The following is a 26,668-nucleotide window of genomic DNA, read 5'->3' as shown; positions in this document are numbered from 1 at the left end:
AATTCTGCCTCGTTCAATTTCAGTTAAGTGCTGTCCTTTTTTGCGAATTATGGTATTCTGTTGATGCATCAAGACGAAAAACCTCTTTCATTGTTAGTGTCGGAACTCCAATGATAACTGATTTTTCCGTCTTGGTGTTTTTTTATTCAAATTTTCTTAAGGTGGCTAACTTGGTTATAAAATTCGCCAGAATTAATTTTTTAAATAATTATTTCGTTATCGATTCCACCAACTACCGATAAAATTACCGCCGACTTTTGATAAAAGTATAGCTAATGGTAATGATATTATTTGTCTTCGACAGCAATATTGCAATTGAGGGAGTTTCACATGAATTATAAAAGCATTTTCCTAATAACTTTTTTTACGGCTTTATTAACTACGGTCTCAGCTTCAACTAACGCTAACATTTCCCATGCCTACGAGATCACATCGACCGAAAAAATCAACCTGGAGTCAGCTAGCCACGATGATAAAAAGACTATCATCGTGAACTATGCACCAGCAGCGACATCAGATATGAAACTAACCATCCATTCTGATCAGATCAGCAACATTGCGGTTAAAGATTTAAAACACCAGCTTGGTGACGAAAATGTTAACTTGGAACTAAATAACAAAACAATCGACATCAACTTAAAAGAACTAGAACTAAAAGATCTCCAAACTTCTTTTAAGTTGTCTATCCAAGAACCTATCACAACTAAAATCACAATTAAAAATCTCGAACAAAAAAAGATTGCAGAACACGAGTTTAAATTTAACGAAAAATCTGAGGACACCTCATCCAAACCAGCTGCATCCGAAAACAACATTGAAACAGAAAAGCAAAATGAGAAGCAATCAGAAACAGAAAATCCTGAGACATCGCCCCGACTAGGACAAGATTGGCAACGAATGAATAAGTTGAAAGTTTCTACCGGGAACATCACTTATCGAAACGGCAAACAAATCGTCCCGGTAATGTATTTTGGTTCACTGCATTATGCTTTAAATCGAATTTCCGTCAAAGATTCAGTTGGAGCTCGTGAACGTTCGTTATTCGTCGATGACATTGGTGAAGGTAGAAAAAATAACATATCCGCAGCAAATTCTGGCATCATCGTTGCACCCAAAGACGCCGAACCCCTAGTGAGTCAAAGAAGAAACGATCCTAATTACACGTATTACACGACCACCTTTGGTGATGGTGATATCGCAAGTCACGATAGTTATTACGGATCACAACGAAATTTCGTAACCACTAACATCAAACAATTTTCCGATGGTCAAGGTGCCTATCACGCTCGACCAGCTGTTCGTGGTATTGATCCTGTGCATACTAGTTCTAGCTCAGACAAAAGAACAATGGATCCCGATTCAGCAAAATTTTACGTTCGGCAAGATCCCGATACTAAGTTAGAAATGCAAAAAATCGTCTTCAACCAAACACATAAACCTTTCTTCGGTCGACATTATTCTATTCAAATTTCGATCACCCAAAAATTTCTTCCAGATGGATCGATCGATGTTCAAATGGAATTCAGAAATCTAAATAATACCGTAACTCATTTTACTGGATTTTTATTCCGAGACATTACCTTCATGAAAAACAGTGATTTTGATGGCCGTGACAGCCAAACTAAAATGTTATCTTTGGGGAACAACGAAGGAATCTACGCTAGTCGTGATTCCAATGACGGTCGAATTGAATTTAAAATGAACGGAGTGGAAAACTCAGCTTTTGGTTGGGCAGGCCAGGTACAGCATCAACATTTTTTGACGGAACTAATGACAGTAATTTCCCATGGGCAACTACTAAAAATTCAAAGTTCCATGATGCCTTCAAAAATGTCCACGACACCGGTGACAAAACCGAGCCCATCGCCGCAGGTAAACAATGGTTACCCGATGGCACGATCGGCGAAAAAGGTATCTCCATGCACACTGGAGACAAAACTTTAAAAAGTGGTGAGACCATCGCTATGAGCTATCAAACAAAGTTAATTGAAAAAACCGATGATATTCAATTACGAATGTATAACGATAACCCCGATCTACTCGATGAGGATGATCTTAAAGAATTCAAGGTTTTCGGCAATTGGCATCATTATGAGGACCGACAAGTCCAAATAAAGTACTTAACTGACTCCCCTGATGAATCTCCACAATACGTTGCTGACAACGGAATTAGAATTTCTTCTGAAGGCTTCATCAAACAAACTGAATCCCAACAATTCAAGGGTGTGCTCCACGACTGGGAAGTCAATATTCCCAATCTAAAAAAACTTTCACCCGGACATCATAAAATCAGTGTCGTAGCCTTCGACAGTCACAATCACTATTCCGTAGTCAAACCAGTTAACATCATCGTACCTGGCGTTGTGGCTGACGTGCCAAAAATCACCATTGAAAAACCTGCCGTAACCTCTGAAAAAAATCCTTTTGAAACTTATAACAATCTAGTTAGCATCGAAGGATACTGGTCAGACAAAGACAGTAAGGAACTGGATATCACCTACTCAGTAGACAACGGACCCGAAAAAAACCTTGAGCATATCACGGATAATAAGAAACAAAATACGAAATTTACCTTATCCGACTTTAACTTCCAAAAACTCGACAAAGAAAAAACCCACAGCATTAGATTTAGCATCAAGGATGAAACCCACCCGCCGCAATCAGATACTTTTTATTTCAGACACAAGGATGGTCCACTCGAATTGATCCATCCCGAAAAAATCGACTTTGGTAGTCATCATTTGATACCCGGCCAGTCAAAAAAGATTAAGCCCACTTTGGACAATCAACTCACCTTGATCGATTATCGAAAGCTAAATGCAGATCCGATGGATCTTTCCTTACAAATCAGTGAGTTACAAAATTCTGATAAGCGCAAGTTAAACTACCGTCTGCAATGGGAAAATTCCCCTATCAGATCTGATCAACCATTGATCGTTCACAAAAAAATCGAACCGAAACAAAACCAATGGATCACCGTAACTACCGTCAATGATTTCGAAAAGAAACTTCGCCTCAAGTTTCAAAAGCGGGCTCACGAAACTGGCGTGTACAAAGCCAGATGGACTTGGTGCTTTACTAATTCGGTCTAGACAACATTAAAAAAATCACTTGTTAAAGAGTGATTTTTTTTATTTTATAAATAAAATACTTTTTCAAAAATGTTTCTAAACTAGAAAATATTCCTTATTATTTTTGAAAGCAAATTCTAATGACTAGTTGTTATTATTAATGCCGATAAAAATGCATAAGGGGAATGCCATGAAAATTAGAAGTAAATTCCTATGTATCACGTTAATCATTTTGACCTTCGTTTTAGGAATTTGGGATTTTTCATCAAATAAAAACGAGTCTAAAGCCAGTGATACCGCTCTTCCCACTTCACAAATCAGCATCGAAAATATTGAAAAAGACTCTGACACGACAACCGTAAAAATCAAATATTCATTACCAAAAGAACATCCAATTTTGACTATTTCTTCACCGCAAATCAAAAATATCGATCGACAAGATCTAGAAAAACAACTTGATCAAAAAGACTTTGGGAATGATCTGGAAAATTCACAAATTCATTTAAATCTAAAGGACAAAATCGATTCCAAAGGCAATGGTAGTTTGACGATAAAAACTAACAGTGGTCGGACACACTTATTTTTTCTCGATGTTGCCGGTGAACAAATTTTTGACAAAGTTATAAATGAACCAGCTCAACCTGAACCAAATAATCTTGAACAAGAAGTTGCCATCACACCAAACCAAGCAGCCACCGAACCTGCTCATGAAACTGATCCCAATGAAAAAGCTCAAAAACCGGCATCTTATGCACCGATTTACGGCGAGTCTAACTCTGATACGCCTGACTGGAATGATAACTGGGTCGAAGTGTCGAACATGATGGCTTCCTATGGAAAGATCACTAATAAAACTAATGGCTCACGGCTTTATCCAGTAATTTACTTTGGTGCGATCAACTATGCACTAGAAGGTGATATCACGCCACATCGTTCAACCGGTGGACGTTACATGCGGATTCCTGGCGTTCCAGCAACCTCGTACGGAACCGGACGACTTAATAATATTTCTGCTGCCAATACTGGGGTCATTGAAGTACCCAAGAAGAGTACTTGGAGCCGACCACAAAAGAAGTCGGGAAATATCAACCAATATTACACTAATACTTTTGGTGATGGCTTGTATCCTGACAAGCTAAATCTTACCGGATCTCAACGTAATTTCGCCACAACGAACCTTTTTGACTGTACACACTCCACCGGGAATCCCCTTCGTCCAGCAATTTATGGACCTGATTACGAAGAAAAAAATGAATGGGGTGTCGACGAAGACAACGTCCATCTTTATACCCGGGTCTCCAAAGAATCTGGACAAATATTAACGGAACAAAGAATGGTTTTTTACCAGCTAAATCAAGGCATGCGAATTCAAGTAACTATCACCCAACGTTTCAACAAAGATAATGCAGTCATCGTTACTTATGAATATAAAAATGTCAGTCAGCATACCCTCGATAACTTCCAAGGTTATGTCTTCCGGGATATTACCTTCCATAAGGGTGTCAGATATGATCAAGGGGCGCAAAAAAATAAACTACGCTCATTAGGAAATCACCGCGGACTTTACGCCAGCCGTCCCGATTACGGTGGTCGGATCGAATTCCAACTGGAAGGCTTTGAAGATAGTCCCTATGCCTGGGCTGCCCGTGGTACCCGTTCGGCTTATTACGAATCGAGCAATAAAGATCACTTTCCTTGGAACGTTAATGGGTTAGATAATAAATACAACGATGCCTTTACTGATGTGAATGACACTGGGGACAGATTTATTGAACCCGGCCCTGGGAATACTTGGATGGAGTTAAATCGTGACTTCGACTCAGGGCTTTCCATGCACACGAAGAATCAGCCGCTCGCTCCAGGTTAACAAGTTTCACTCACCTACGGTGTCAACATGCGTTACATCAACTCCAAGCCCAATTTGGACGTGCACAATGACGGTCTCACCCGAAATTCTCCTTATATAATGAAGCCGGAAGAAAACTTCTACGATCTCCATGGAACTTGGCATCATTACGGTGAAAATGACGTTAACGTCAAATATACCATTAAGGAAATCGGCTCTGAAGCTGATGATCAAGCAGACCCCACTCAAGAACTTTTAAAAAATCGTTTGAGTGCTACTAACGGTTACGCCAAACAATCAGATGCCGACAAAAAAATCGGAAAGGTCCAAGGATTTTCGAAAAAAATCCCACTCGATGACATCGGACCTGGCTTGTATAAAATTTCCGTGATGGCCGTAGATAAAGCAAAACAAACTTCTGAAATAGTAACGCGATATGTATCCGTGCCGTCAAGAACACCAGCTGAACCATCAATCAACGTCAAAACTCCAGCAGATAATTCTTGGTCCTTAGATGCACCAGGAACTAAACTCTACGACCTAAATATCGACAAAGCTTCACAGAACACCTTTGATTTGGCCGGAATTTATCAGTCAAACACTGAAGATTACGAAATTACCTACACTTCTGATTTTGACAAGACACCTCGTAAACTAGAAATTGCCGAAAAAGACAAAGTCTCTGGAAAAATTGCACCTTGGGAATTGAAAAATTTCAACATCCGTGAAGTACTCAATGATAACGCGATCCATCACATCGACTTTAAAATTGTCAACCGAAATCAACACGGTGAAGCCGAAGGTCACGACCGTTTTTACTTCCGGATCAACCAAGCTAACAGCATTGGAATCGACGCACCTAACATCATCGACTTTGGGATGAAGAATCTCGCACCAAAGTCAGAAGTCGAAGTGTCATCTCCAAAAATGACTGGTAATTTATTCATCTATGACTATCGTGACAAGCAAGCTCAACCAATCAAAGTCAATCTCAAAGTCGAAAACTTCATTGAAAAAACCGACTCAAACAAAATATTAAACACGCAACTATTTTGGAATAAAGAAAAAATCACTCCTGATTCGTTGTATACTTTCGACAAGGATACCGACGACTTCAAGTTTGATCTGACAAATGAACTGCAGAATAATTTGAAGTTAAAAATCAAGAGTGATGAAAAAGTAAAAACCGGCAAATATCAAAGTCACTGGACTTGGGAAGCTAGAGACACAATCTAGTTCTCTGACCTATTTAATAACCTGTTACAAATAATTTGATAAATAAAATTGTGAGATCCAATCAAATTTATCAACGAGGATATCGTTTCCAACAGTATCCTTTTTTTAGTACCCTCAATCACATTTTCCTCTGATTAAATTACTAATTAAAAAATACCTAATACAAAACCCGTCATTTCAGAAACAAAATCATATCTTTTTTTAGCAAAAACTGCCTGAATTAATTTGATAACCTACTAAAGTATGTTTTAGGGACGGGGGAAAATATGTTACTAATTACAAAGCTAATAACATTAGCGATTATTTGTGTTGCCTTTATTTTAGGGGTTGGTAGTGCAAATACAGCAAACGCAACAGAACTATCTACGACTGCTCATATAACCAACTTAAATAACGAAAATGACAGTTTCGATATCTTGGTGAATGCATCATTTAAAGATAAGCACAAATTACTGATAATCAATTCACCACAGTACAAAAATATTTCAATAGAAAAATTAAAACAAGATCTTGGTGAAAAGAATGTCGTTGAAGATATCGACTTTGACCAAGTAACTGTGAATTTGAAAGACTCAAACACAAACGATCTCCATATCCATTTCAATGACACAGATCTTGCCACGATAAATATTTATGACATAAAGCAAAATAAATTGGCTGCAGAATCATTTTCAAATCCTACTTACTTCACAGAAAACTCTCGAGCTGATCCATATGCATGGTCCAAACGTGATAAGTTAAAAGTCAGTTATGGGAATCCAATCAAAAAACAATCTGATGGTTCGGTTTTGAAACCTGTCATTTATTTTGGATCTATTACAAAAGCTTTGAACCAATTTTCAGTGAATGAATCAACTAAACGAGATAACTTGCATTCATCGCGAAAAAATAATATTACCGCAGCAAACTCTGGTATTTTGGTGTTAAACAATACAGAAAAAAATATTACTAACAACACCTTTTTTACTAATACTAGTGGCGATGGTCTTCAGGTAAACGGCTCTAATGGTGTTGATGATAACCGTCAATCTATTAATAATATCGTCACATCTAATTTATTCAATTATCGAGAAAAAGTAACTGATCAAACACCAAATATTGCAGGTCCCGATTATCGCCTAAGCAGCAATAATTTTAATACCAGCATGAATAAAAATACCGCATCCTTTTGGACTAGAATATCCAAAGACACGGGACTAGAAGAACAGAGAATGATCTTCGAGCAGAAGTATGAAATCATCGATTGGAACCCTCTTTCTAAAAATCTTGAATACAAGGTTCAAGTCGAAATAATTCAACGATTTACTAAAAATAATGTAGTTCAAACTGAAATCACATATAAAAATATTGGAAATCAAAATCTCAATAATTTTGTCGGCTACAGTTTCAGAAATATTACCTTTAATAATTCCATAAATGGTAAAGATTCAACTAATGCTGCTGATATTCATTCTTTAGGCAACAATCATGGATTGTACGCCTTCAACAAGGATCTGGGTGCTGATATTGAATTTGATTTATCATCTCACAAAGATTCGCCCTTTGCTTGGAAACTATCATCAAACAAGCCATCCTATTTTGGAGGATCAAATTTTGTTTATCAAAAAAATAGCGATGCACATTTTGAGAACGTTGCTGACCAAGGATATAAAACTGCATTAGATCCGGGAGCCGGCCATTTCTTCCCCAATAAAAACTTAAAAACATTGATGATGGCAACAAAAAACACGCCACTAAATATCAACGATAAAACTTATTTAGCTTATTCCACTAAATTTGATGTCATCGGTAAAATGAATCCTAATATTAGCATCAAAGAAAATACATCCAATCAAGACCCAATAGTTGTTGAAAACCATCATGAAAAAATTAAGTTAGAAGGCTCTTGGTTTGACTATCAAAATAACAACATCGATTTAATGTATACCATCGACAATGCAAACATGGATAAATCTGATTTACTACTGCATGACTCCCAAACGGAAGCAGACAGACTAGCTGGAACTACACACAACTGGAAAGAATTTATTGATATATCAAAGTTAAGCCCAGGTACACACAAGATAAGAATTTTTGCACGAGGTTTCGTCGAAGACAAGAATGGTGTAAGAACTGAACATCGTTCAGAAATTCATAAAATTGATATTTTTATCAAGCCTGCGGCTGAAGTTATTCCTGATATCTCGATACTAAGCCCTTCTTCAGATTCAACAATTCAAGAACCATTCGAGATAAATTCTGACACAATTAATCTTTCAGGAATCTGGTATGATGCAGATAGTCCCAAAGTGAATTTATATTACAGTTTTAAACAAGGAGAGAAAATTTTATTTTCTAAAGGTGCAGAAAATAAAACTCCTGGTCGAGCAAACAAATGGGTCTTAAACAATTTATCCCTAAAAAATATTACCGATACAGATCTGCATACACTTGTAATCTATGTTGAGGATGTTAATTCGAAAACTCCCAGCAATGAAGGAATTGATCTTTTCTTCTTTCAAAGAGTCAACGGGACATTCAGAATAATTGCCCCTCAAAGCATTAACTTCGGCGTCGTTCACGCAATAAACAAACAACAATATAGTTGTCAGGCTAAATTACCGGGTAAATTGAGTATCGTCGATTCTCGACTGAACAAAAAAAATCCTTTGACATTATCTTTGGAGACCGGCGAATTATCTTCAAACGATTCTGCTTCATTACAATCGGCATTGACTTATAAAAATCAATTCGTAGCAAGTGGCGGAAAAATCATTCTTGGTACTACTAAGATAAAACCTGGTTCTTCCGCAATCGACTGGACTGACTTTACTGATCACGTGGAAAAAGAATTGAGATTTCATTTTAGGCATCCGCACCGAAATAAAACATCTTCAAATCACGTAACTAAATACTCCAGCCAATGAAAATTTGTCGTAAGCGAAACCGACTCAATTTAATCGTTTCTTTCTAAAACCATCAAAAAAAGGATCCCAACAAATTCGGGATCCTTTTTGTATTATTCAGCTGTTTCCATAACTTTTTCTTTGCGTTCTGCACGAGACCAAGTCATCCAACCTACTAAATCATTTAACATGTAAATTACATACATGAAACCTAGTGGGCTCAACAAACCTGTTCCGGCTAACATTGATGCTCTGATCCAGAGGACCATTGAAACGATTCCTTGAACGAACCAGAAAATGAATTGGGTCTTGATTCTCTTAACACAGAGGATCGATGCAATCATACCGATCGAAAATCCTAGTGCATCAACTACTGGTTGAGTATCACCGAATTGTTTTAACAAGACGTATGATACGGCCCAAATAGCCAACATACCAACGATTGCATATGCCCATTGCTTGAATCCTTGAAGTGGCTTAGAAACTTCGGCGTTTCCTGTACCATCTTCATGCTTAGTCCAAGCTACTAAAACAGGAATATCTAGTACGAAAATATATGCAAATTGCAACAATGCGTCTGCGTATACTTTGTTGATCATCGCATTGACGATAATGATAATAGCGGAAATAATTCCGAAGATACCATTACTTGCCTTACGATTACTGATCATGAGGACACAAGTTACACCCAACATGGCCCCTAAAACTGTTACTAAATTCATGGCTGAATAATTACCAGAACTTATTAAAATAATTAATTGCATTACAATTCCTAGTGCAAGTAATCCGTAACTGGATTTGCTCCAGCCTTTAAAGTCGTTAATAACCATCATTCTCAATACACCCTCTAAACGTTAAAAATAAAAACGACAAAGATTAGTGTAGCATTGAGAAAATATTAATTCCACTATTTTTTACATATATATAGTGATAAATGAGCTATGAAAGCACTATATATTGTGGTCTGACAGTATCGGATCTTTTTTCCATTCGACCAAATGCATTCCGGTGATACTTAGAACAATGAAGAAAACAAACCAAACTGTCCAAAGACCTGAAGTAGCATCTGTCAAGAAGTGAGCACCGACACGGACACGTGAAGCCCACATTAGAATACAATATGCTAAGCCAAGCCAAAATGTGATCTTTTGAAGTTTGACATTAGCCCGATCAACGAACATTGGTAGCAACATGATACCAGCTGCTGCCGTTGTATGTCCAGATGGGAAACTCATGTGATCATTAGCTCCATTAGGTTGGAACCAGTTCGTGAAGTTAACGTGATTGCCAGCTAATTCATAAGGTCTCCATCTGCCCCAATAAGTCTTCATGGCACTATTCATGTCATTAGCAACGATTGCTGCTAAAGTTGCAACAACAGCGACCTTGACTAAGTAGTCCATTTGCTCATCTGACTTATGAGAAAGCCAAATTTGTGTTAAGAAGAAAATAACTAAATAAATAATAATCCAAATGGCAAAATTACCTAAAAATGATAAGTGTAAATTACCACCATCACTATTAGCTTGCCCCACTGGTAAGCCTTTTTTGATATTGTCATTTAAAGTTAAGGCATAATAAACTGTAGTCTTTAAATAATTAGCCCACAATTGCCAACCTGACAAGACAAAAGCCCCAAGGATCATGCTACAACGAACAAACCACGGCATAGTTTTACTCCGCCAAGCATAGTTAATAATTACCATGGAACTCAAAATAATAATAAATGGAATTGGCCACAAGCCAAAATCTTGGAAAATAGTACCAAACCAAGAATTTTGATCCATAATAGCCTGTGAAATCTGCCAATCAAATCCAGTACCGATCAGCATGATAACAATAATCGTCAACGCAGCCGTATAAAAAACCTTGCTGGGAGACGACATGAACTTACTTACTTTTGCACTCAAAGTACACCCCTCCTATAACAAAATTAATACGCTATTCATAATAACATTAGTTAGGAAAAGTAATCATAAAATTATCCTTTCTTAAGAATTAAAAATATATAATGTGTTTATTGGAATATTCTTAATGAATGCACAGAAACTCAGTCTGATATGCTTTACTGGGCTAAAAAAGTTATTAGAATCAAAAAAGACATTTGAATAAATTCAAATGTCTTAAATCTTATACACTATTATTTAAAATTAATTCCGCCAGGTGTAAATGGAGCTGGACTTTCATATGGATATGGAACAGTCATGTAGCCAAAGGTAAAACCAGCGTAATTCCATTCAGCTGGTGCAAAGTGCACATCTTTATTTCCATCAGCAAGCCCTCCACCGGATGTAGCTTTCTTCCAAATCCAAGATTCTGTTTGAGATCCATCCGCGGTTACTGCTGAGAAGTCGGCATATACAACGCCATCAACTCCCTAGGTGTTTTTTGTATAGTAAGAAACATTAAACGTAGAATTATCCTTCCGATATCCCACTAACGCCAGCGTAGCAACACCCGTTGGAACAGATCTATTTGTTTTACTAACTAAAGGAACAGAAATTACTTTAGTCACAATGTCACTATCATTAATTCCCGGATTCTGTTCTTTTATAGCAGAGACTTTCTCGTTCAAAAGCCCAATGCTAAAATAATCGGAATTGCTCATAAGGTCCGTTATACTTGGATCCTGATAATTAATATCAGCAGTAAGCTCAGCTTTACTAACATCTTGAGCTTTGACAACTCCTCCATTGATAAGGAACGCAATTGCAATTATTAACGATGTTAATAATGTAATGTGTTTCTTTTTCATTAAATAATCCTCCTTAAGATAAGTTACATTCAAGAGTATACCTCACTTTGTGAACCTTTTCACTAATTACTTAATAAAGTTATATAACCCAAGCAAGATATATCTCAAACATGGATATGATTAACTCTCAGTGACACAGTAATTATTTGATTGCGTGACAACGTCATCAAATGATTTAACAAAACATTACGATATAAAACATAACTAATTATAAACAACCATTCGAATCAGAAAATCATAAACGTCATCTACCAAATAAACGGGCAATGGCTTTAATGACCATTGTAAAAAAATGAAAAATATCTGGACCAAAGTCCACCGGACCTTCGATTTTATCTTTCGTATCATAATATTTATTAAACAGTTTTACCATGACATCAAAACGCTTAAACAAAGCAAATACGATACACAATATCACTGCCGCCACTAACACAAATGTATAAATACCACGATCAGCTTCTGTGACGTAAACAATTGCCAAATTTTTCAAGTAAATATCCCCCATTATTTATTAAAAAAATCGGTTATTTTCTCTTATTAACATCAGTATATCAACTTCTCTATCTTAAGCCAATTACAAAAAGGCCCTACTCCTTCGAGTAGGACCGAACCCTGATTAAAAATGGAAAATGAACTATATTCGGGAAAGATTAAGTAAGTATAGCAAATACCGGGCCAGTAATTTGCTATATATCATATTATATACTTCGGTCCATTTTTTGAAATACACAATACTAAAAAAGTGTCCAACAACTTTCAGCTTTTTCTGAAAATTATTGGACACTATTTAATTAGTGCAATTCTTTTTTCGCGTCAGCGATTTGTTTTCTTACGGAAGCAAATCCTGTTCCACCGAGAGAATTTCTTCTTTCAACAGCAACTTCTGACTTCAAAACTTCATAAACGTCTTCATCGATCTTTGGTGAGATCTCTTTGAACTCATCCATCGTGATGTCTTGAAGATTCTTATGCGTTTGTAATCCTTGGAGAACTAATTGTCCAACGATTCCGTGGGCTTCTCTAAATGGAATACCCTTAGTTGCTAGATAATCGGCCAATTCGGTTGCATTTGAAAAATCATTTTCTGTGGCATGACGCATGTTTTCTTTTTTAGGCTTAAGCGTTGAGATCATTCCATTGAACACTTTCAGGGCTGGCAAGAGCGTTTTGACGGTATCAAAGGTACCTTCTTTATCTTCTTGTAAGTCTTTGTTGTAAGCCAATGGCAATGACTTCATCGTTGATAATAAGCCGATCAAATGACCGTAAACACGTCCACTCTTACCTCTGATCAACTCAGCCATGTCAGGATTTTTCTTCTGTGGCATGATCGAGCTACCAGTTGTGTATTTGTCAGACAATTCCACGTATTGGAATTCGTAGCTGACCCACATACTGATCTCTTCACAAAAACGTGATAGATGCATCATCAAGATTGAAGCATTACTCAAAAATTCCAATGCAAAGTCACGATCAGAAACAGCATCCAACGAATTACTGTAAATATCGCTGAATCCGAGCTCTTTAGCAGTGAACTCCCGATCGATTGGGAAAGTTGTTCCAGCCAATGCTGCAGCTCCTAAGGGGCTAATATCGGCATGTTTATTATTGAACTCGAAACGTTCAACGTCTCGTTTGAACATTGAATAATAAGCCATCAAATAATGTCCATACGAAATAGGTTGGGCATGTTGAAGATGCGTATAACCTGGCATGATCGTTTCGACATTTTCTTCAGCCAATGAGACTAAAGTTTGTTGGATAGTCTTAATTTCTTCAATGATCTTAGGCAAACGATTCTTAACGTACAAGTGAAAATCAGTTGCCACTTGGTCGTTTCTAGAACGTCCAGTATGTAATTTACCGGCGACCGGTCCGATCTCATCAGTTAAAATACTTTCGATATTCATATGAATATCCTCGTTTTCAACTGTGAAATTAAGCTTCCCATCGTGGAGTTCTTGACGAACATTTTCAAGGCCAGCGATGATCTTATCGCAGTCTTCAACTGGCAAAATACCAGTTTTCTTTAACATTTTAACGTGTGCTAAAGAACCCTCGATATCTTCGTCAGCCATGAGTTGATCAAAACTTATTGATGCACCGAATTCGTCGACCCAAGCTTCAGCTTGAGCTTGAAAACGGCCACCCCATAATTTTTTGGTACTCATTATTTGCCCTCATTTACTGGATTCTTTGCATTTTTAGCATCGACTTGAGCTTGTACTTGAGTTGGAAGACCCCAAAGTTTGATAAATCCTTTGGCAGCTTCTTGATCAAATGAGTCAGCTGATGTGTATGTAGCAAGATCTTTATCGTACAATGAAACTTCTGATTTACGCCCAAGGATCCAAATATTACCCTTGAATAACTTCAATCTGATTTCACCAGTAACGTTCTTTTGACTTTCTTTCAAGAAGGCCAAAATTGAGTCCATCAATGGTGAGAACCACAAACCATTGTAGATAATCTCTGTAAGTTCTTTTTCGATAACTGGTTTGAAGTGACCTAAGTCACGTTCTGTTGTCAAATCTTCGAGCTCTTTGTGAGCTGTGATCAATACCATTGCAGCTGGGCATTCGTAAATTTCACGTGACTTGATACCAACTAATCTATTTTCAATATGATCGATTCTACCAACACCATGCTTACCAGCAATTTCGTTAAGTTTCTCGATCATAGTTGCAAATTTCATTTCTTCGTCGTTGATAGCAACGGGAACACCCTTGTTGAACTTGATTGTCATTACTTCTGGTTCATCAGGTGTTTTTTCGATTGGGTTTGTTAGGCCAAAAGCATCTTCTGGTGCTTCTACCCATGGGTCTTCAAGAACACCGGCTTCATTAGCACGGCCCCAAATGTTGGCATCGATTGAGTATGGTGAATCAAGATCGATAGGAACTGGAATGTTGTGTTTCTTAGCGAAGTCAATTTCTTCTTCACGTGACCAGTGCCAATCTCTAACTGGACTCAAAACTTCCATGTCTGGTGCTAAGGCGTGAATACCAACTTCGAAACGAACTTGGTCGTTACCCTTACCAGTACATCCGTGAGCAATAGCTACGGCATTATTCTTTTCAGCAACTTCAACTAATTTTTTAACTATCAGTGGTCGGGATAAAGCAGAGAGTAATGGATAGCTACCCTCATAGAGAGTGTTACCTAGTAATGAAACTAATGCATATCCATCAGCAAATTCATCTTTTGCGTCGATTGTTTCGGCTGAAACAGCGCCTGCGTTGATGGCCTTCTTTTCGATAAAGTCAGGATCTTTACCTTCACCTACGTTGATACAACATGCAATAACGTCATATCCTTTGTTCTTAAGCCATGGAATGGCTACTGATGTATCCAAACCTCCTGAATAAGCTAAAACTACTTTCTTTGTATCTGTCATTTTATTCCCTCCACTGATTAAAAAAAAATTAATTTTGTGTTAATTATAGTAACCCCTATTTTCATTTTTTACAAGACAATAAAGGAAAAATCTATATTTATCAGCTTTATTTAATCTTTAATGACCATTGGAAGAGTTTTAATTTTCAGAAAAAGTAGTCTATTTATTTGAATGTGATTCATCCATAGATTCAGAGATTTTTTTCAAATAAGCAATCATTTCGTCTTCTTTTGTTGGTTCTGGAGCTGCTTCTTCGTGTTTCTTGCTAGTCATCAATTTATTAACACCCTTAACGAGGAAGAAAACTACTAGTGAAATGATCAAAAAGTTAATGATAGATTCGATAAAACTACCATATTTGAAATTAGCACCGGCAACTTGGACTGACATCTTTGAAAGATCGATCTTGCCAAAAACGAGTCCGATCAATGGATTGATCAAATTTGACACTAATGAAGTAACAATAGCTGTGAAAGCAGCCCCCATAATTACACCAACGGCCAAGTCCATAACATTACCACGGGCAATAAAATCCTTAAATTCTTTTAACATCTTAAAAACTCCAATCACTTGTAAAATTAGCATTCTCAATAAATTAACAGCAAATTTGACCGAGATATACTCGCCTAGATTATGCAATTTTTTTCAGATTGATTTCAACAAAAGATGCCTTTATTAAGCCTTTTTAAATAAATTAATTGGAAAATCTTTAAAATTGCCATTCTATATTTTTTCTATTGTAAAATATTATCAAAAGATAAATGGAGGGGAATTACATGAAATCAGAAACACCAGTACAAAAATCAGGTTGGATAGTATGGTGGATCAACACCGTAATCTACTTTTTATTAGCAGTCTTATTAGTAGGTGCCCTATCCCACGTCTCAGCACTAAGCAACAACCAAATGGATAGAGCCTTAGCAATAGGAATGTCGATCGTAATCGCCTTAATGTTAATAGCCATCCAAATAATCTCATTCTTCATGATCAAATTCATCCACAAAGACAACTCATACATCTACCCAATAGTATTAGTAGTCTTAGCATTCTTCGGACCAACATTGTATCTAATACCTGGAATCTGGGGAATTATGTATGCTAATGGGAAAAAATTGAAAAAATAGAGAGTGGAGAGGCGCGGTTAGCTGCTGAGGATTAACGCGGGTGGTCGAACAAGGTGCGACGCAGTCGTGCCTCGACCACCTGTGTTAACCGGAGACCGCTGCGTCTCGGAACTCGTTTTCAACTCATAGAGCGGAAGGCTACGGTCAGCTGCTGGGGATTTAGGGACTGTCAGCACACAAGGTGCGGCGAAGCCGTGTCTGCTGACAGTTTCTAAACCGGAGGCCGCTGTCGCCTGGAGCTCGTTTCCGCATACTTGAGGATTAAAATAAAAAGCACTATCCAAAATTGCTGCAAGTTTTGCCTGCAAAAAATGGATAGTGCTATTTTATTACTGCAAATTTGAGAACCAACTAATTTAAATTCAATAAATGCTGCAAGCATCCACATTTTCAAAACCAAAAGCCACGGCGTCCAACTATAAAACAAACAACATCTAAAAAATATCGATCCAAAACTAAACCAATCAACCATTGAAAACAAAGCTCCCACAAAAAATCCCAACCACTGAAAAAAACACAAAAAAATAAACGATGCCTGAAAACAAATTAAGTTTTCAAGTATCGTTTTTTCTTAAGCAACTAACATTTTTAATTTTCCGATAGCTTCTTCAATTGTTGTACCGTTGGCTTTAACGTTTTCGTTGTTTTTATCCACGACAGTAAACAATTGTGAATCTGTATCTAAATATACACGATATTTCATATTCATTGTTTACCTCCATTTATTTTTATTCTTTTGGTAACGAATACATTTTATTTTATGTGTTTGTGATTAATTTGTCAAACTACTTTTACAAAATTTTTCATCACCTATAACATGACTATTATAACGCAATTGAATACGGTTGCATAAAATGTGACAAAAATCGCTTTCACATCAAAGTTCCACAGATTATTGAAAACGGTTTCTTAGATTATACTCATACTTCGAAAAAATTTACAAATTTTTTTTGATTTTTGCTTTTTACATATCATGATAGCGAAAAACTCCGGAATTTAGCACAATTCCAGAGTCTATTTATTTTCCATAATGTCCATGGCTTTTATCTAATTGAATATCTTTACCCGGATGGACCAAATGATCAGTATCACGATATTCAATCCTTAATTGAGTATGTTCCTTTAGATCACGGACAACCTCTTTATACAATTTCTCATCATGTTCGATCTCTAAAAGATCATAGCTATAAACTAATTTCTCGTTTTTCTTAAACGTCTGCAAGAAAAAGCTATATTTATCAAACAAATGATTATCGACAATCAACAAATGATAACGCCAATTGTATTTTCGTAAAAAATGCTTATCAAAGTTTTGAATTAAAATCTTCGATTCTTTTAACACTGTACTTCACCTTTTAGGCTTGGTGACCACCAACTAACTTGCTCCGGTCAATTGCTGTACCAGCCGATAATTTACTATATCCCCGCACGATTGCCTTATAACCATACCTATCTCTGATCTGATCGATAGTATGCTCTAAACGCAAATTGGCATCGTATTTTTGAACGTCTTCGAACAATGACATCTGTAAGGAATTAGGATGACTGACACGGTTAACTCGTACTCCTAAGCTTCGTAAAGCCTCACCTTGCCATTTCTTCTCGAATAAGTACTTAGTTGCCATGATCAGATCATTCGTCTGATTCGTCGGATCTACTTTAGTTTGAGCACCCCAACCGTTCTCACCTTCCAAGTTCGGTTCAGCAAAACCGACTTGAATACCGATGACCTCACACAGCACCTTATGCTTTCGTAATCGAGTGGCGACTTGATCAGCAATTTCAAATAAAACCGTTTCAATATCTTCTTTAGTCACGTAATCACGCATCAAAACTTGGCTGTTTCCGTAACCTTTATTATCCGATCTAGGAACATATCGTTTAGCTAAATCAGAATAATCGATCCCCCAACTGTGAAAATATAAGGCATCACCTAAAATGCCGAATTTCTTGTTGAGCTTCTTTCGATCAGCGTGAGCCAAGTCATAAATCGAATGGATCCCCATTCGTTCTAGTTTATTGGCCGTCTTAGCCCCAATCGACCAGAAATCCGTTAGTGAAGGTATCTTCCAAATAGTTTCTGGGACTTCTTCATAAGTCCAAGCAGCCCGCCAAGGTGCTTGAACTTTAGCAGCATTGTCCAGTGCCAGTTTTGCCATCAATGGATTAGGACCGATCCCGATGGTTGTCACTATTCCCGTTTCTTTAAAAACCTTATCTTGGATTTTAGCAGCGATTTCTTCATTACTACCAAACAATTTGTGACTATGAGTAACATCAATAAAAGATTCATCAACACTGTAAACGAACCAATGTGAATCATCCGTAAATTGGCGAAAAATTTGATTCACTCGATAATTCAAACGGATGTAATCAGCCATATGCGGCGATACTAATTGGATGTCCATATCTGGTTTAATCTCAAACTTACGAGTCCCTAATTTAACTCCATAGTCTTTCTTAGTATCTGGCGAGGCTGCTAAGATCAAGCCACCATTAGATTCTGCTCTCGATAAAACGGCAATTTTCGCTGCCAATGGATGTTCCGCTCGCCTGATTGCTTCCGTACTTGCGTAAAAAGACTTACAATCAATGCACATAATATCTCTGATTGGCAATCTACTAGGATCATCGAAGGGCGTTATCATCTAACCACCACTTTTGTGAAGGCGTTGCTGTCACATAGCGAATATTCTCAACATTCAGCCTGCTTGTCGTTCCTTCTTCTAACAATAGGTAAATTTGTCCGGCATTGAATCCGATCACTTGACCCTTGATTTCAGGAACAAAGGAGTTATCTTCGATCGAGTTCATCTGGATCGTAACTACTTCACCATTTTCCCAAGCAGAGGCCAAGTTCTTGCTGACTTGACGTTGATCCATCTCCGGTTTAACGTCTTTACCAGCCTCTTGAAGCTTTGATTTCTCCATAAAGGCACTATGATCAGACAATAGCCACCCCATCCATTTCATCATGCCTCGATCGTTATATAGCCACTTTTCTCGTGGGACAGTTTGCTCCATCTGTATCACCAACCTTTTAACAAACATTATACGAACATGTGTTCGTATTTTCAAGTAGTGATCGATTTTTCTTTTTATTTAATTTTTTATGTTGTTAAAAAAGACCGTCATTTTGGGATTCCCTAAAAAATACACGACAAAAAAGGCGACGATCAATTCCTAATGGAATTAATCGTCGCCTTTTAATTAGATTGAAAACTGCGTTTCAATCTCTAAGTAGCTAATTAGTCTTTAACGATGTTAGCTGCTTGTGGTCCACGGTCGCCGTCTTCTACGTCGAATGTTACGTGTTGACCTTCGTCTAAAGTCTTGAATCCTTCACCTTGGATAGCTGAGAAGTGAGCAAATACGTCACTACCATCTTCGCGAGTAATAAAACCAAAACCTTTATCAGGGTTAAACCATTTAACTGTTCCTTGTTCCATGAATGAGAACCTCCAGCGCTTGTGCGCGTTATTTTTGCATTGTTAAGCCAAGTTCAGAAAGTAACCATTCATAAAGAAAAATTAAACCTCTAACCAACTCTTAATACAATAACGAAAGTATACATGTTTTTTACCAAAATAGATAGCTATTTGATCAAATAAATAAAAAAACTCTGAAACAAACACGTTTCAGAGTTTTTTAAAATTAATATGCGTCTTGAATTACTTCTTTAAATTTTTTTCAACGTAGTCTTTTACTTCGTCTTCGCTCATGTCCAAAAATGGTTTCATGGCTTCGGCGGTCTTATCAGTACTATGGTTGTTACTCTCCATAATATGATCCCAGATTGCATCACGAACGTCGACTTTGGAATCGCTCCAGTCAAATGCATCTTTCATTGGTGTATTTAAAACCTCAGGTTCCTTTGCAATATCTGCATCAGATAGAATTTCTGTCATATTAAACAGCCTCCTTAGATTTACGACTACATTATAAGGCCATTTCGAAAAAGTGGCACATAAAAAGCTCATATTTTTTAATGATATATATTATCGAATTGATAAATTGTCATAATTAGTTTTTTTCAATCACTTGATCACCCAGAGAATTGAAGCTTTGAAACTTCCGGTAGAAGGATAATCTTTGGGAATTACGACTTTTATATTTCTTTTCCAAGTTAAAAAACTAAGTGGTTCACCATCCTGCGTTTTATAAACTTCCATCAAATCATTCGTAATTAATTTAGGAGCCGAATTTGGTGGGCAATAATAAAATTTTGGTTGTGAATTGGAATTTGTATAACCTTTCAAATGAACATAAATTGATGTTACCCCCTTGATGCGCCTGTCATCCTGAAAAGTTAATACTTTTCCATCTGGATCATTAATTTGACCATAGGCAGATGACTCAGCACCTTTAATGTGATTTACAAGGAACTTTATTGAATTTCCCGCAGCCTTAAGTTCATCCTTAACAAAGTCCATTTCCAAAGGTTCTCCATCAATTGTATAAAGGTCTGACTGATCAGATTCATCCTTTATACCTTGAAACACCGGTTTAGTAACAAATTTTTCATTTTGAATATTTTCGATAGTGTAGCTAGCATCAATATCAAAATTTTTAGTTTGCGAGAAATCAAAATTGTTAATAGTTACAGTGTTGCTTTCTTTGTCATAATCATTTGATACTGGAGATTTATTAATAAGTATTCTTAAATTTTGAATTCTGTTAGGAACTTTAAACTCCAATTTTCCATTTTTGATAAATGACGATTTATTATTTTCTGTTATTGTTCCTTTCATAAGGATATTATCTTTCGGAGCGACCCGACGTAATATCGGACGTAACATCAATTCACCTGGAAATAAATGATTTAGAGTCTCATTCACAAAAGCAAATTTCATATTAATCTGAGGTTTATCGCTATGGATAATGTTGATTGTGGCATAGTTTGTTTCCAACTTACCAACGTTTTTCCCATCCTCGTTAGTAGGCAGATGAATTCTTGCAAAATACGCATACTTTGCCTTTTCGGTATTAACTTCTTTGACAGTCAACGACTTTGAATGTTCATTGGGAATATTTGATGGCATTCCATACTTTTTCTTTTTATACCAATCAATACCTGATGCACCTTCAACAATATCCCCTTGAATTGTAAATGTCGCATTTTCTCCCTCTTCAACGGTTTGATTATCTAACCCTAATCCAATGTATAATTTTTGTGTATCAAAAAACTTGACATCAACATTATGATTCCCAATCAGCTCCCCTTTGACTGTTACAAATCCGAATTTTCTATCACTATTAGCTGAAATTAAGCCTGAGTCAGGGTCAATAGTTGCTAGATTATTATTGTCAACGGACCACTGAACAACTCCACTTGCCTTTTTTGGATGAATGATGGCTTGTGCTTGAACATGGCTAGGTGAATTCTTAAAACTATTCAAATATTTATCATCAATTTTTATGTGGAAATCACTAACATCAGTTGGAATGGGATTAACATGGACAATCATAACTTTAGAATAAAAAGTCTTATTACCTGTTAAACTTTTAACTTGAGATTTTCCTTGAAAATAATAGTCTCCCTCTTGATTCAAATTGATTGCTATCCGTTGATTTTTGACACCTTCCAATAGCCTTGGCTTCATATTATTATTTTTAAAAACTTGATATATCTTTACCGATTCTAAGTGTTCATACCAGTGATAAAAGGTTTTAAACGATACAATTGCTTGTTTACCACTTTCAATTCGTTGTTCATCTGAAGAATAATATATTCCAGTTTTCCGAAATACCAAAAACATCCCTGCTAGACCACTAGGCTTTCCAATCAAATTAAGACCACTAGTTTGATCATAATAATCAGCCTCAACAATAGTCTCCGACTTACCTAAAAAAATAATTGATGCGTACCCAATCGTTAGAATAAACAACATAAAAACAACCCGAACCTTCATAATCACTCCCCCTTAAAGCAAAAAAATGGAATTACCCCACAATGTGGTAGTAATTCCATTTTTGTTTTTTAAATAATATTTGATCTACTTACAAAATGCATCCCCAAAACATTTTGCAAGTTATCCTTCTCGTGATTTATATAACAATCTTCGAAGATAGTATAACATTTTTTCATTATAGGCAAATACCTTGACAAAAATTACTTCAAATTTGACTTATTTATCTTGAATCTGTAATTGTCCAAGTTAGTTTTGTTTTATAGACTCCTCCATTTTGAGGTTGACTAAGAAATCGTAATTTCAGCTTATTCTTCCAGTAAACAGATGGCATTTCTTCGCCTGTTTTCGTTTCGTAAATTTGTATCCCGGCCAAGTCAATCGGCTTTTCTACTCCATTATTGTCTAATACTAAACTAGTATGAAAAATCTTACCATTCTCATTAATAAAGTTAGAATCAGCACTTACGGAAAGCTCTCGAGGTGATCTTTTTTCAGGCGTTCTCAAATCAGTAACTTTCAAAATCATATAGTTTGGATCATTAATTTTTCCGATTAAAGCCTTATTCGAAGATGGTAAAATATTTCCAAAATCAATTGATCGTGCGCTTAACTGGAATTCTGGTGGAATGGGATTAATAGAATAACTAGGTCCAACATACGTTCCATATTCTACTCCGGTAGCACTAACAGGTGAATAAGTCATAGTTCCTTTAAAATTACTATTAAGCTCCGCTTTAGTTAAATAAAAAGAAACCGTATATAGCATTGCACCAAAGCCGTCAAATTCAGAATTCTTATCGGTTAAAGTTTCAATATTAGGGTCATCTGTTGCTTGTGTTTTAAAAACTTTTTTCCCCATAGGGTCGGTGTACGAATCAAATTGACTTGAATTACTTGTTGATCTGGCCTCAGTTACAACGGCACCAGCGGGTAACTGGATAACCAAGGGACCTTTATCATGGGAACCTAATAATGAATCTCGTAGCCAGAAATTCATGGTTATTTTGTCGTAATTTTTAACATTATTTAATAAAACACGAGTATTCTGTACATCGCTATTAGTCTCATTTTTCACACTGAAGCTGGAGAACTTGATCTCATTATTTTGAAGTGAATATACTGATAACAAAGCCTTATTAGTCGTTATCTGTTTAGTACTCTTTCCATTAAATGTAACAACAGCATAATAATACGCACCATTATCAGTTTTCAGTTTCGTATTGCTGACACTGAATTGAAGACTTTTTCCAGTTGCAACTAGACGCGGCTTATCAGAGTTCCCTGTGGATGGCGGATCGATCCGGTACCAATTGATTGATGCGATGCTATCCATGTTTGGATGTATACTACCTTGAATAGTAAATGTAGCGGTTGAATCAGATTTTACTTTTTTATCATTCAATCCACCTACTCCCTTTAACAATGCTTCCGTCAGAATTAGTCGCAGTGCCATAAATAGTAACCATCCTAGTCTTCCCGGTTGGGTCATATATTGGACGGACTAATCCTTGTTGATCGACCGTTGCGATTGAATCATCGCTTGAGCTCCATTTTACTGTACTTGTCGAGTTTGTTTCTTTAGGAACGGCATGCACATAAGTAGAATCTTGATAATTTTGATTATTATATAAAAAGCCATCATCTGATTTAACTGATAAATAACTAACTTTATTGGCTTGATCATAAGTATTAACTTTGACAATATTTGAATAGTCATCTTTGTTATTAATCACGATACCTAAATAATCACTATCCGTCCAACGAAGATGATATTGATAATATCAAGTCCCACCGTCATTTGGTGAGACAACTAAGTCATCATTATTGACGACCTTGGCATATGGATCAGCCGATCCTAAAACATCCCATTTCTTGGTAGTTGGATCATAAACTGTCCACTGCTTCGATTTCAAAGCATAATCATCTTTTAGTTCGCCTTCAGCTGGAACCGTGTGGATCGTCTTTGTCGGCCCACCTTTATACAAATTAACTTGTTGATCTGGCTGCAGTCTAAAACCGTCATTTGGGTAAAAAGTTAATACTTTGCCAATAGTCGGGCTCGGTTTATTGTTAGTGATATCTGGTGCGTCATCTGCCGTTGCGGTAGTGTTCATATCTGCTTCCGTGACGTGGTTATTTGATAAATTACCTCTTCCGATCCCCCAATTGAAAGTTAGTCCGATAATTAGACCAAATGTCGTCGCTAAAATAAGCGATACTATTATTTTTTCAATAAAATATCCCTTCCTCTCGCGCATATTTTAGCATCAATTTTACTAATTTCCAGAGCTAAGTTCATTTTATATAAAAATATATTACTAGATTATAAATTAATATTTCACGGTTATTAATAACGATGTAATCGAATATTCTCAAAAAAATATCGATCCAATAAAAAAGAATAAGAACTAGTATAACCACAAGTTCTTATCCTTAAATTTTTTCACTTATTTATTTATATGGGACTATTAACGACTGTCCAGTTAAGCTCTGTCCTATAATCACCACCGACTGGCGGTTGTCCATACAGCTTTAAGCGTAAATTATTTTTCCAAACCACTGATGGAAGAGATTGCCCAGCAATGGAATTTTGCACTAGCAACGCCTGATCATCCAAAGGCTTCTCCTGACCGCCTTGATCAAGCATAATATCAGCGTTCATCTTTTGACCCGTTGTCGGATCAGTCAACGGTCCAGCTAAACTAACGGTGATCTGTGCCGGATTCTTCTGGCGTCTTTGATCGTTTACTTTCAAAATTCGTGAATCAGTATCAGATACCGTCCCTAAATATTCATTTTGCAAGTTCCAAGGAACGATGGTCCCAAAATTGACATCGCTTTTTGATAGTAAAAAGTCGTTTTCTGAATAATTCATTTGTAGGAAGTTACTATTAACACTCGGCTCGATCGAATTCCCTGCTGAATCTGTCTGCAATAACTGAGCATCGCCTTTAAATGAAGTGCTCGGTAACTTTGTTATTTGAAAGATGACTTCAAAATGATGAGATTTGCTTTTAACAAAATCGATTGCAGGCATTTTTAATATTGAATGACTGTCATTAGCAGTGATCGAATAATCGTCAACCGGTTGGTCATCCAATTTGACACTACTGATTAAAATATTTTTTGCTGCTGGTAGCTTTAATGCAATCATTCCTTGGGTTAAACGTGATTTTAAGTTAGTGTCTGAAACATCCCCTTTGAGCCTGATCCAATCATTTTCAGCTACCTTATTTAAGCTGATCGGCGAATTTTGCGGATCTACAAAAGTACTATCTTCGATCGTCGTCGAAAAGTTCACGACGGGATCATTATTGGTATTGACCGTCAAATTTGCTCGTCTAGTCGTCATCGTCTGCGTTGATCCGTTCGCATTTTTAATGATTATTTTGGCATAATATTTTTTACCGCTGTCAGCTAAAGTAGTATTTTTAACGTCCAATGTGAAATCATGGTCATCTAGTATTCTTGTTTGGCCATCCTTTCCAACTTCATACCAATTGATCGAATAATCCTTAGTTGGTCTACGTCCTAAAATATCAAAAGTTGCCGTTTCACCTTCATTTACAGTTTGATCTTCCAAACCACCGCTTCCGATTGTGACCCGGGTAGTCGCTGACATAGAATGTCCGGAGGTATCCGTGAAGACACCGGTGACCGTCACGATCCCCGTCTGGCCAGTCCCATTGACGAACAGTTCACCAGAGTTATCAATCGTGGCTAAATCAGTATTATCAACACTCCATTTCACACTACCCGTAGCATTTTCAGGTGTCGTGATCGGTCGGATGGTCGTTGACTGTGAATGTTGTTGATGAAAACTTGAACTAGCAAACAAATAGTCATCGTCGGGCTTGATCTTAAAATCCTCAATTGCAATGTCATTCGGTACTACCGTCACTTTGGCAACTCGCGAATAATAATTCAAATTTTTTAAATTAGTCAACGGTTTAGGAGTTAACTCCGCATTGTCTTGAAAATAATAAGTACCTACTTTCAATTTTGAAAGCCAGATGTAATTTTGGAAATAGTTTGGATTTCTCTTCCAGCTGCCATCACTCTGCAGTTGGAACCAGTAATGAAGCAACGTATACTTGGACTCTAAATTTTGTTCGATATCATCACTAGATAATTGAAAATTAGAATACAAATAAGCTTTGGACCCTTCCTTGACCGTCATATCCTTCGGCTGCAAGCGAAATCCTGCTGTGATCCACTTTCCAAAAACTTGAACTGGTTCTGGACTCGGCGTGTCATAGCCGATAACGTCAGCGTTTGTGGCATCGGCATTCGCTGTTCTTCTACTAGAATCTTGGTGATGCTCACTGCTCAGTAAAATACAAAACAAAATTAATCCACATGATAAAAAAAGCGACCTCCATCGCATGTAATCCCTCCCTCAAGCGTTTACAGTTTATCACGTCAAATATGAAAATCTAGTA

24 protein-coding genes are annotated in these 26,668 nt (G+C 36.8%); 6 read left to right on the top strand and 18 right to left on the bottom strand.

All coding sequences use genetic code 11. The features are described 5' to 3' along the window. Nucleotides 1–330 precede the first annotated feature (330 nt). The 5 genes from EKM69_RS07450 (at nt 331) to EKM69_RS12500 (ending at nt 9,059) form a co-directional block, all read left to right on the top strand. Complete coding sequence (locus tag EKM69_RS07450) at nt 331–1,944, top strand: hypothetical protein (protein ID WP_125709715.1); 1,614 nt, start codon at nt 331–333, stop codon at nt 1,942–1,944. Then, complete coding sequence (locus tag EKM69_RS12325; RefSeq protein WP_164505892.1) at nt 1,920–3,092, top strand: hypothetical protein; 1,173 nt, start codon at nt 1,920–1,922, stop codon at nt 3,090–3,092. The genes EKM69_RS07450 and EKM69_RS12325 overlap by 25 nt, the downstream gene beginning before the upstream one ends. A 169-nt stretch (nt 3,093–3,261) precedes the next feature. Further along, on the top strand, nt 3,262–4,938 hold the full coding sequence (locus tag EKM69_RS07445) for a hypothetical protein (protein ID WP_125709714.1): 1,677 nt from the start codon (nt 3,262–3,264) through the stop codon (nt 4,936–4,938). A gap of 99 nt (nt 4,939–5,037) precedes the next feature. Further along, complete coding sequence (locus EKM69_RS07440) at nt 5,038–6,153, top strand: hypothetical protein (RefSeq protein ID WP_125709712.1); 1,116 nt, start codon at nt 5,038–5,040, stop codon at nt 6,151–6,153. Between the two features lie 266 nt (nt 6,154–6,419). Further along, the gene (locus EKM69_RS12500) at nt 6,420–9,059 is read left to right on the top strand and encodes a hypothetical protein (RefSeq protein WP_225423860.1); all 2,640 of its coding nucleotides are present in this window, start codon (nt 6,420–6,422) and stop codon (nt 9,057–9,059) included. Nucleotides 9,060–9,151: 92 nt separating this feature from the next. Here the strand turns inward: EKM69_RS12500 and pnuC are convergent, their stop codons facing one another. The 7 genes from pnuC to mscL form a co-directional block, all read right to left on the bottom strand. Beyond that, the gene (gene pnuC / locus EKM69_RS07430; RefSeq protein ID WP_125709710.1) at nt 9,152–9,871 is read right to left on the bottom strand and encodes a nicotinamide riboside transporter PnuC; all 720 of its coding nucleotides are present in this window, start codon (nt 9,869–9,871) and stop codon (nt 9,152–9,154) included. A 117-nt stretch (nt 9,872–9,988) separates the two neighbouring features. Beyond that, entirely contained in the window at nt 9,989–10,948 is a 960-nt protein-coding gene (locus tag EKM69_RS07425; protein WP_225423859.1) for a phosphatase PAP2 family protein, read from the bottom strand. Between the two features lie 467 nt (nt 10,949–11,415). Continuing rightward, nucleotides 11,416–11,793: a hypothetical protein gene (locus EKM69_RS07420; RefSeq protein ID WP_125709708.1), complete on the bottom strand. Its 378-nt coding sequence runs from the start codon at nt 11,791–11,793 to the stop codon at nt 11,416–11,418. Between the two features lie 244 nt (nt 11,794–12,037). Then, on the bottom strand, nt 12,038–12,283 hold the full coding sequence (locus tag EKM69_RS07415) for a hypothetical protein (protein WP_125709706.1): 246 nt from the start codon (nt 12,281–12,283) through the stop codon (nt 12,038–12,040). A 301-nt stretch (nt 12,284–12,584) separates the two neighbouring features. Continuing rightward, nucleotides 12,585–13,964 carry an argininosuccinate lyase gene (gene argH / locus EKM69_RS07410; RefSeq protein ID WP_125709705.1) on the bottom strand — a complete coding sequence of 460 codons (1,380 nt, stop codon included), beginning with the start codon at nt 13,962–13,964 and terminating at the stop codon, nt 12,585–12,587. After that, on the bottom strand, nt 13,964–15,190 hold the full coding sequence (locus EKM69_RS07405) for an argininosuccinate synthase (RefSeq protein WP_125709703.1): 1,227 nt from the start codon (nt 15,188–15,190) through the stop codon (nt 13,964–13,966). Before EKM69_RS07405 ends, argH begins: the two co-directional genes overlap by 1 nt. A 159-nt stretch (nt 15,191–15,349) precedes the next feature. Next, nucleotides 15,350–15,742, bottom strand: a complete 393-nt coding sequence (mscL, locus tag EKM69_RS07400) for a large-conductance mechanosensitive channel protein MscL (RefSeq protein ID WP_125709701.1) — start codon at nt 15,740–15,742, stop codon at nt 15,350–15,352. A 224-nt stretch (nt 15,743–15,966) separates the two neighbouring features. Between mscL and EKM69_RS07395 the strand changes: the two genes are divergently transcribed. Next, nucleotides 15,967–16,314 (top strand): hypothetical protein, encoded by a 348-nt coding sequence (locus EKM69_RS07395; protein ID WP_125709698.1) that lies wholly within the window; start codon nt 15,967–15,969, stop codon nt 16,312–16,314. Between the two features lie 571 nt (nt 16,315–16,885). Here the strand turns inward: EKM69_RS07395 and EKM69_RS12320 are convergent. The 11 genes from EKM69_RS12320 to EKM69_RS07345 all read right to left on the bottom strand — a co-directional run bounded on the left by EKM69_RS12320 (nt 16,886) and on the right by EKM69_RS07345 (nt 26,613). Further along, the gene (locus EKM69_RS12320) at nt 16,886–17,023 is read right to left on the bottom strand and encodes a hypothetical protein (protein ID WP_164505891.1); all 138 of its coding nucleotides are present in this window, start codon (nt 17,021–17,023) and stop codon (nt 16,886–16,888) included. 309 nt (nt 17,024–17,332) lie between these two features. Then, on the bottom strand, nt 17,333–17,656 hold the full coding sequence (locus EKM69_RS07390) for a hypothetical protein (RefSeq protein WP_125709696.1): 324 nt from the start codon (nt 17,654–17,656) through the stop codon (nt 17,333–17,335). 13 nt (nt 17,657–17,669) lie between these two features. Then, a complete protein-coding gene (locus EKM69_RS07385) occupies nt 17,670–18,962 on the bottom strand; it encodes a Y-family DNA polymerase (RefSeq protein ID WP_125709694.1) in 1,293 nt (430 codons plus the stop codon). Further along, nucleotides 18,943–19,245, bottom strand: coding sequence for a hypothetical protein (locus tag EKM69_RS07380; RefSeq protein WP_164505890.1), 303 nt, complete (start codon nt 19,243–19,245; stop codon nt 18,943–18,945). The genes EKM69_RS07385 and EKM69_RS07380 overlap by 20 nt, the downstream gene beginning before the upstream one ends. 317 nt (nt 19,246–19,562) lie before the next feature. Then, complete coding sequence (locus tag EKM69_RS07375; RefSeq protein WP_125709690.1) at nt 19,563–19,763, bottom strand: cold-shock protein; 201 nt, start codon at nt 19,761–19,763, stop codon at nt 19,563–19,565. A gap of 222 nt (nt 19,764–19,985) precedes the next feature. Then, complete coding sequence (locus EKM69_RS07370; RefSeq protein WP_125709688.1) at nt 19,986–20,222, bottom strand: P8 family protein; 237 nt, start codon at nt 20,220–20,222, stop codon at nt 19,986–19,988. Nucleotides 20,223–20,351: 129 nt separating this feature from the next. After that, nucleotides 20,352–22,226 carry a hypothetical protein gene (locus EKM69_RS07365; RefSeq protein ID WP_125709685.1) on the bottom strand — a complete coding sequence of 625 codons (1,875 nt, stop codon included), beginning with the start codon at nt 22,224–22,226 and terminating at the stop codon, nt 20,352–20,354. A gap of 220 nt (nt 22,227–22,446) precedes the next feature. Further along, nucleotides 22,447–23,679: a hypothetical protein gene (locus tag EKM69_RS07360; protein ID WP_125709683.1), complete on the bottom strand. Its 1,233-nt coding sequence runs from the start codon at nt 23,677–23,679 to the stop codon at nt 22,447–22,449. Continuing rightward, nucleotides 23,621–23,959, bottom strand: coding sequence for an Ig-like domain-containing protein (locus tag EKM69_RS07355; RefSeq protein WP_164505889.1), 339 nt, complete (start codon nt 23,957–23,959; stop codon nt 23,621–23,623). The genes EKM69_RS07360 and EKM69_RS07355 overlap by 59 nt, the downstream gene beginning before the upstream one ends. A gap of 48 nt (nt 23,960–24,007) precedes the next feature. Further along, nucleotides 24,008–24,484: a hypothetical protein gene (locus EKM69_RS07350; RefSeq protein WP_125709679.1), complete on the bottom strand. Its 477-nt coding sequence runs from the start codon at nt 24,482–24,484 to the stop codon at nt 24,008–24,010. 197 nt (nt 24,485–24,681) lie between these two features. Next, complete coding sequence (locus tag EKM69_RS07345) at nt 24,682–26,613, bottom strand: Ig-like domain-containing protein (RefSeq protein ID WP_125709677.1); 1,932 nt, start codon at nt 26,611–26,613, stop codon at nt 24,682–24,684. Between the last annotated feature and the right edge of the window lie 55 nt (nt 26,614–26,668).

It is taken from the genome of Companilactobacillus zhongbaensis, from assembly GCF_003946515.1.
Taxonomy (GTDB): Bacteria; Bacillota; Bacilli; order Lactobacillales; family Lactobacillaceae; genus Companilactobacillus; species Companilactobacillus zhongbaensis.
Note: the sequence above shows the minus strand (reverse complement) of the source record. Positions and strands in the feature narration are given on the sequence as shown.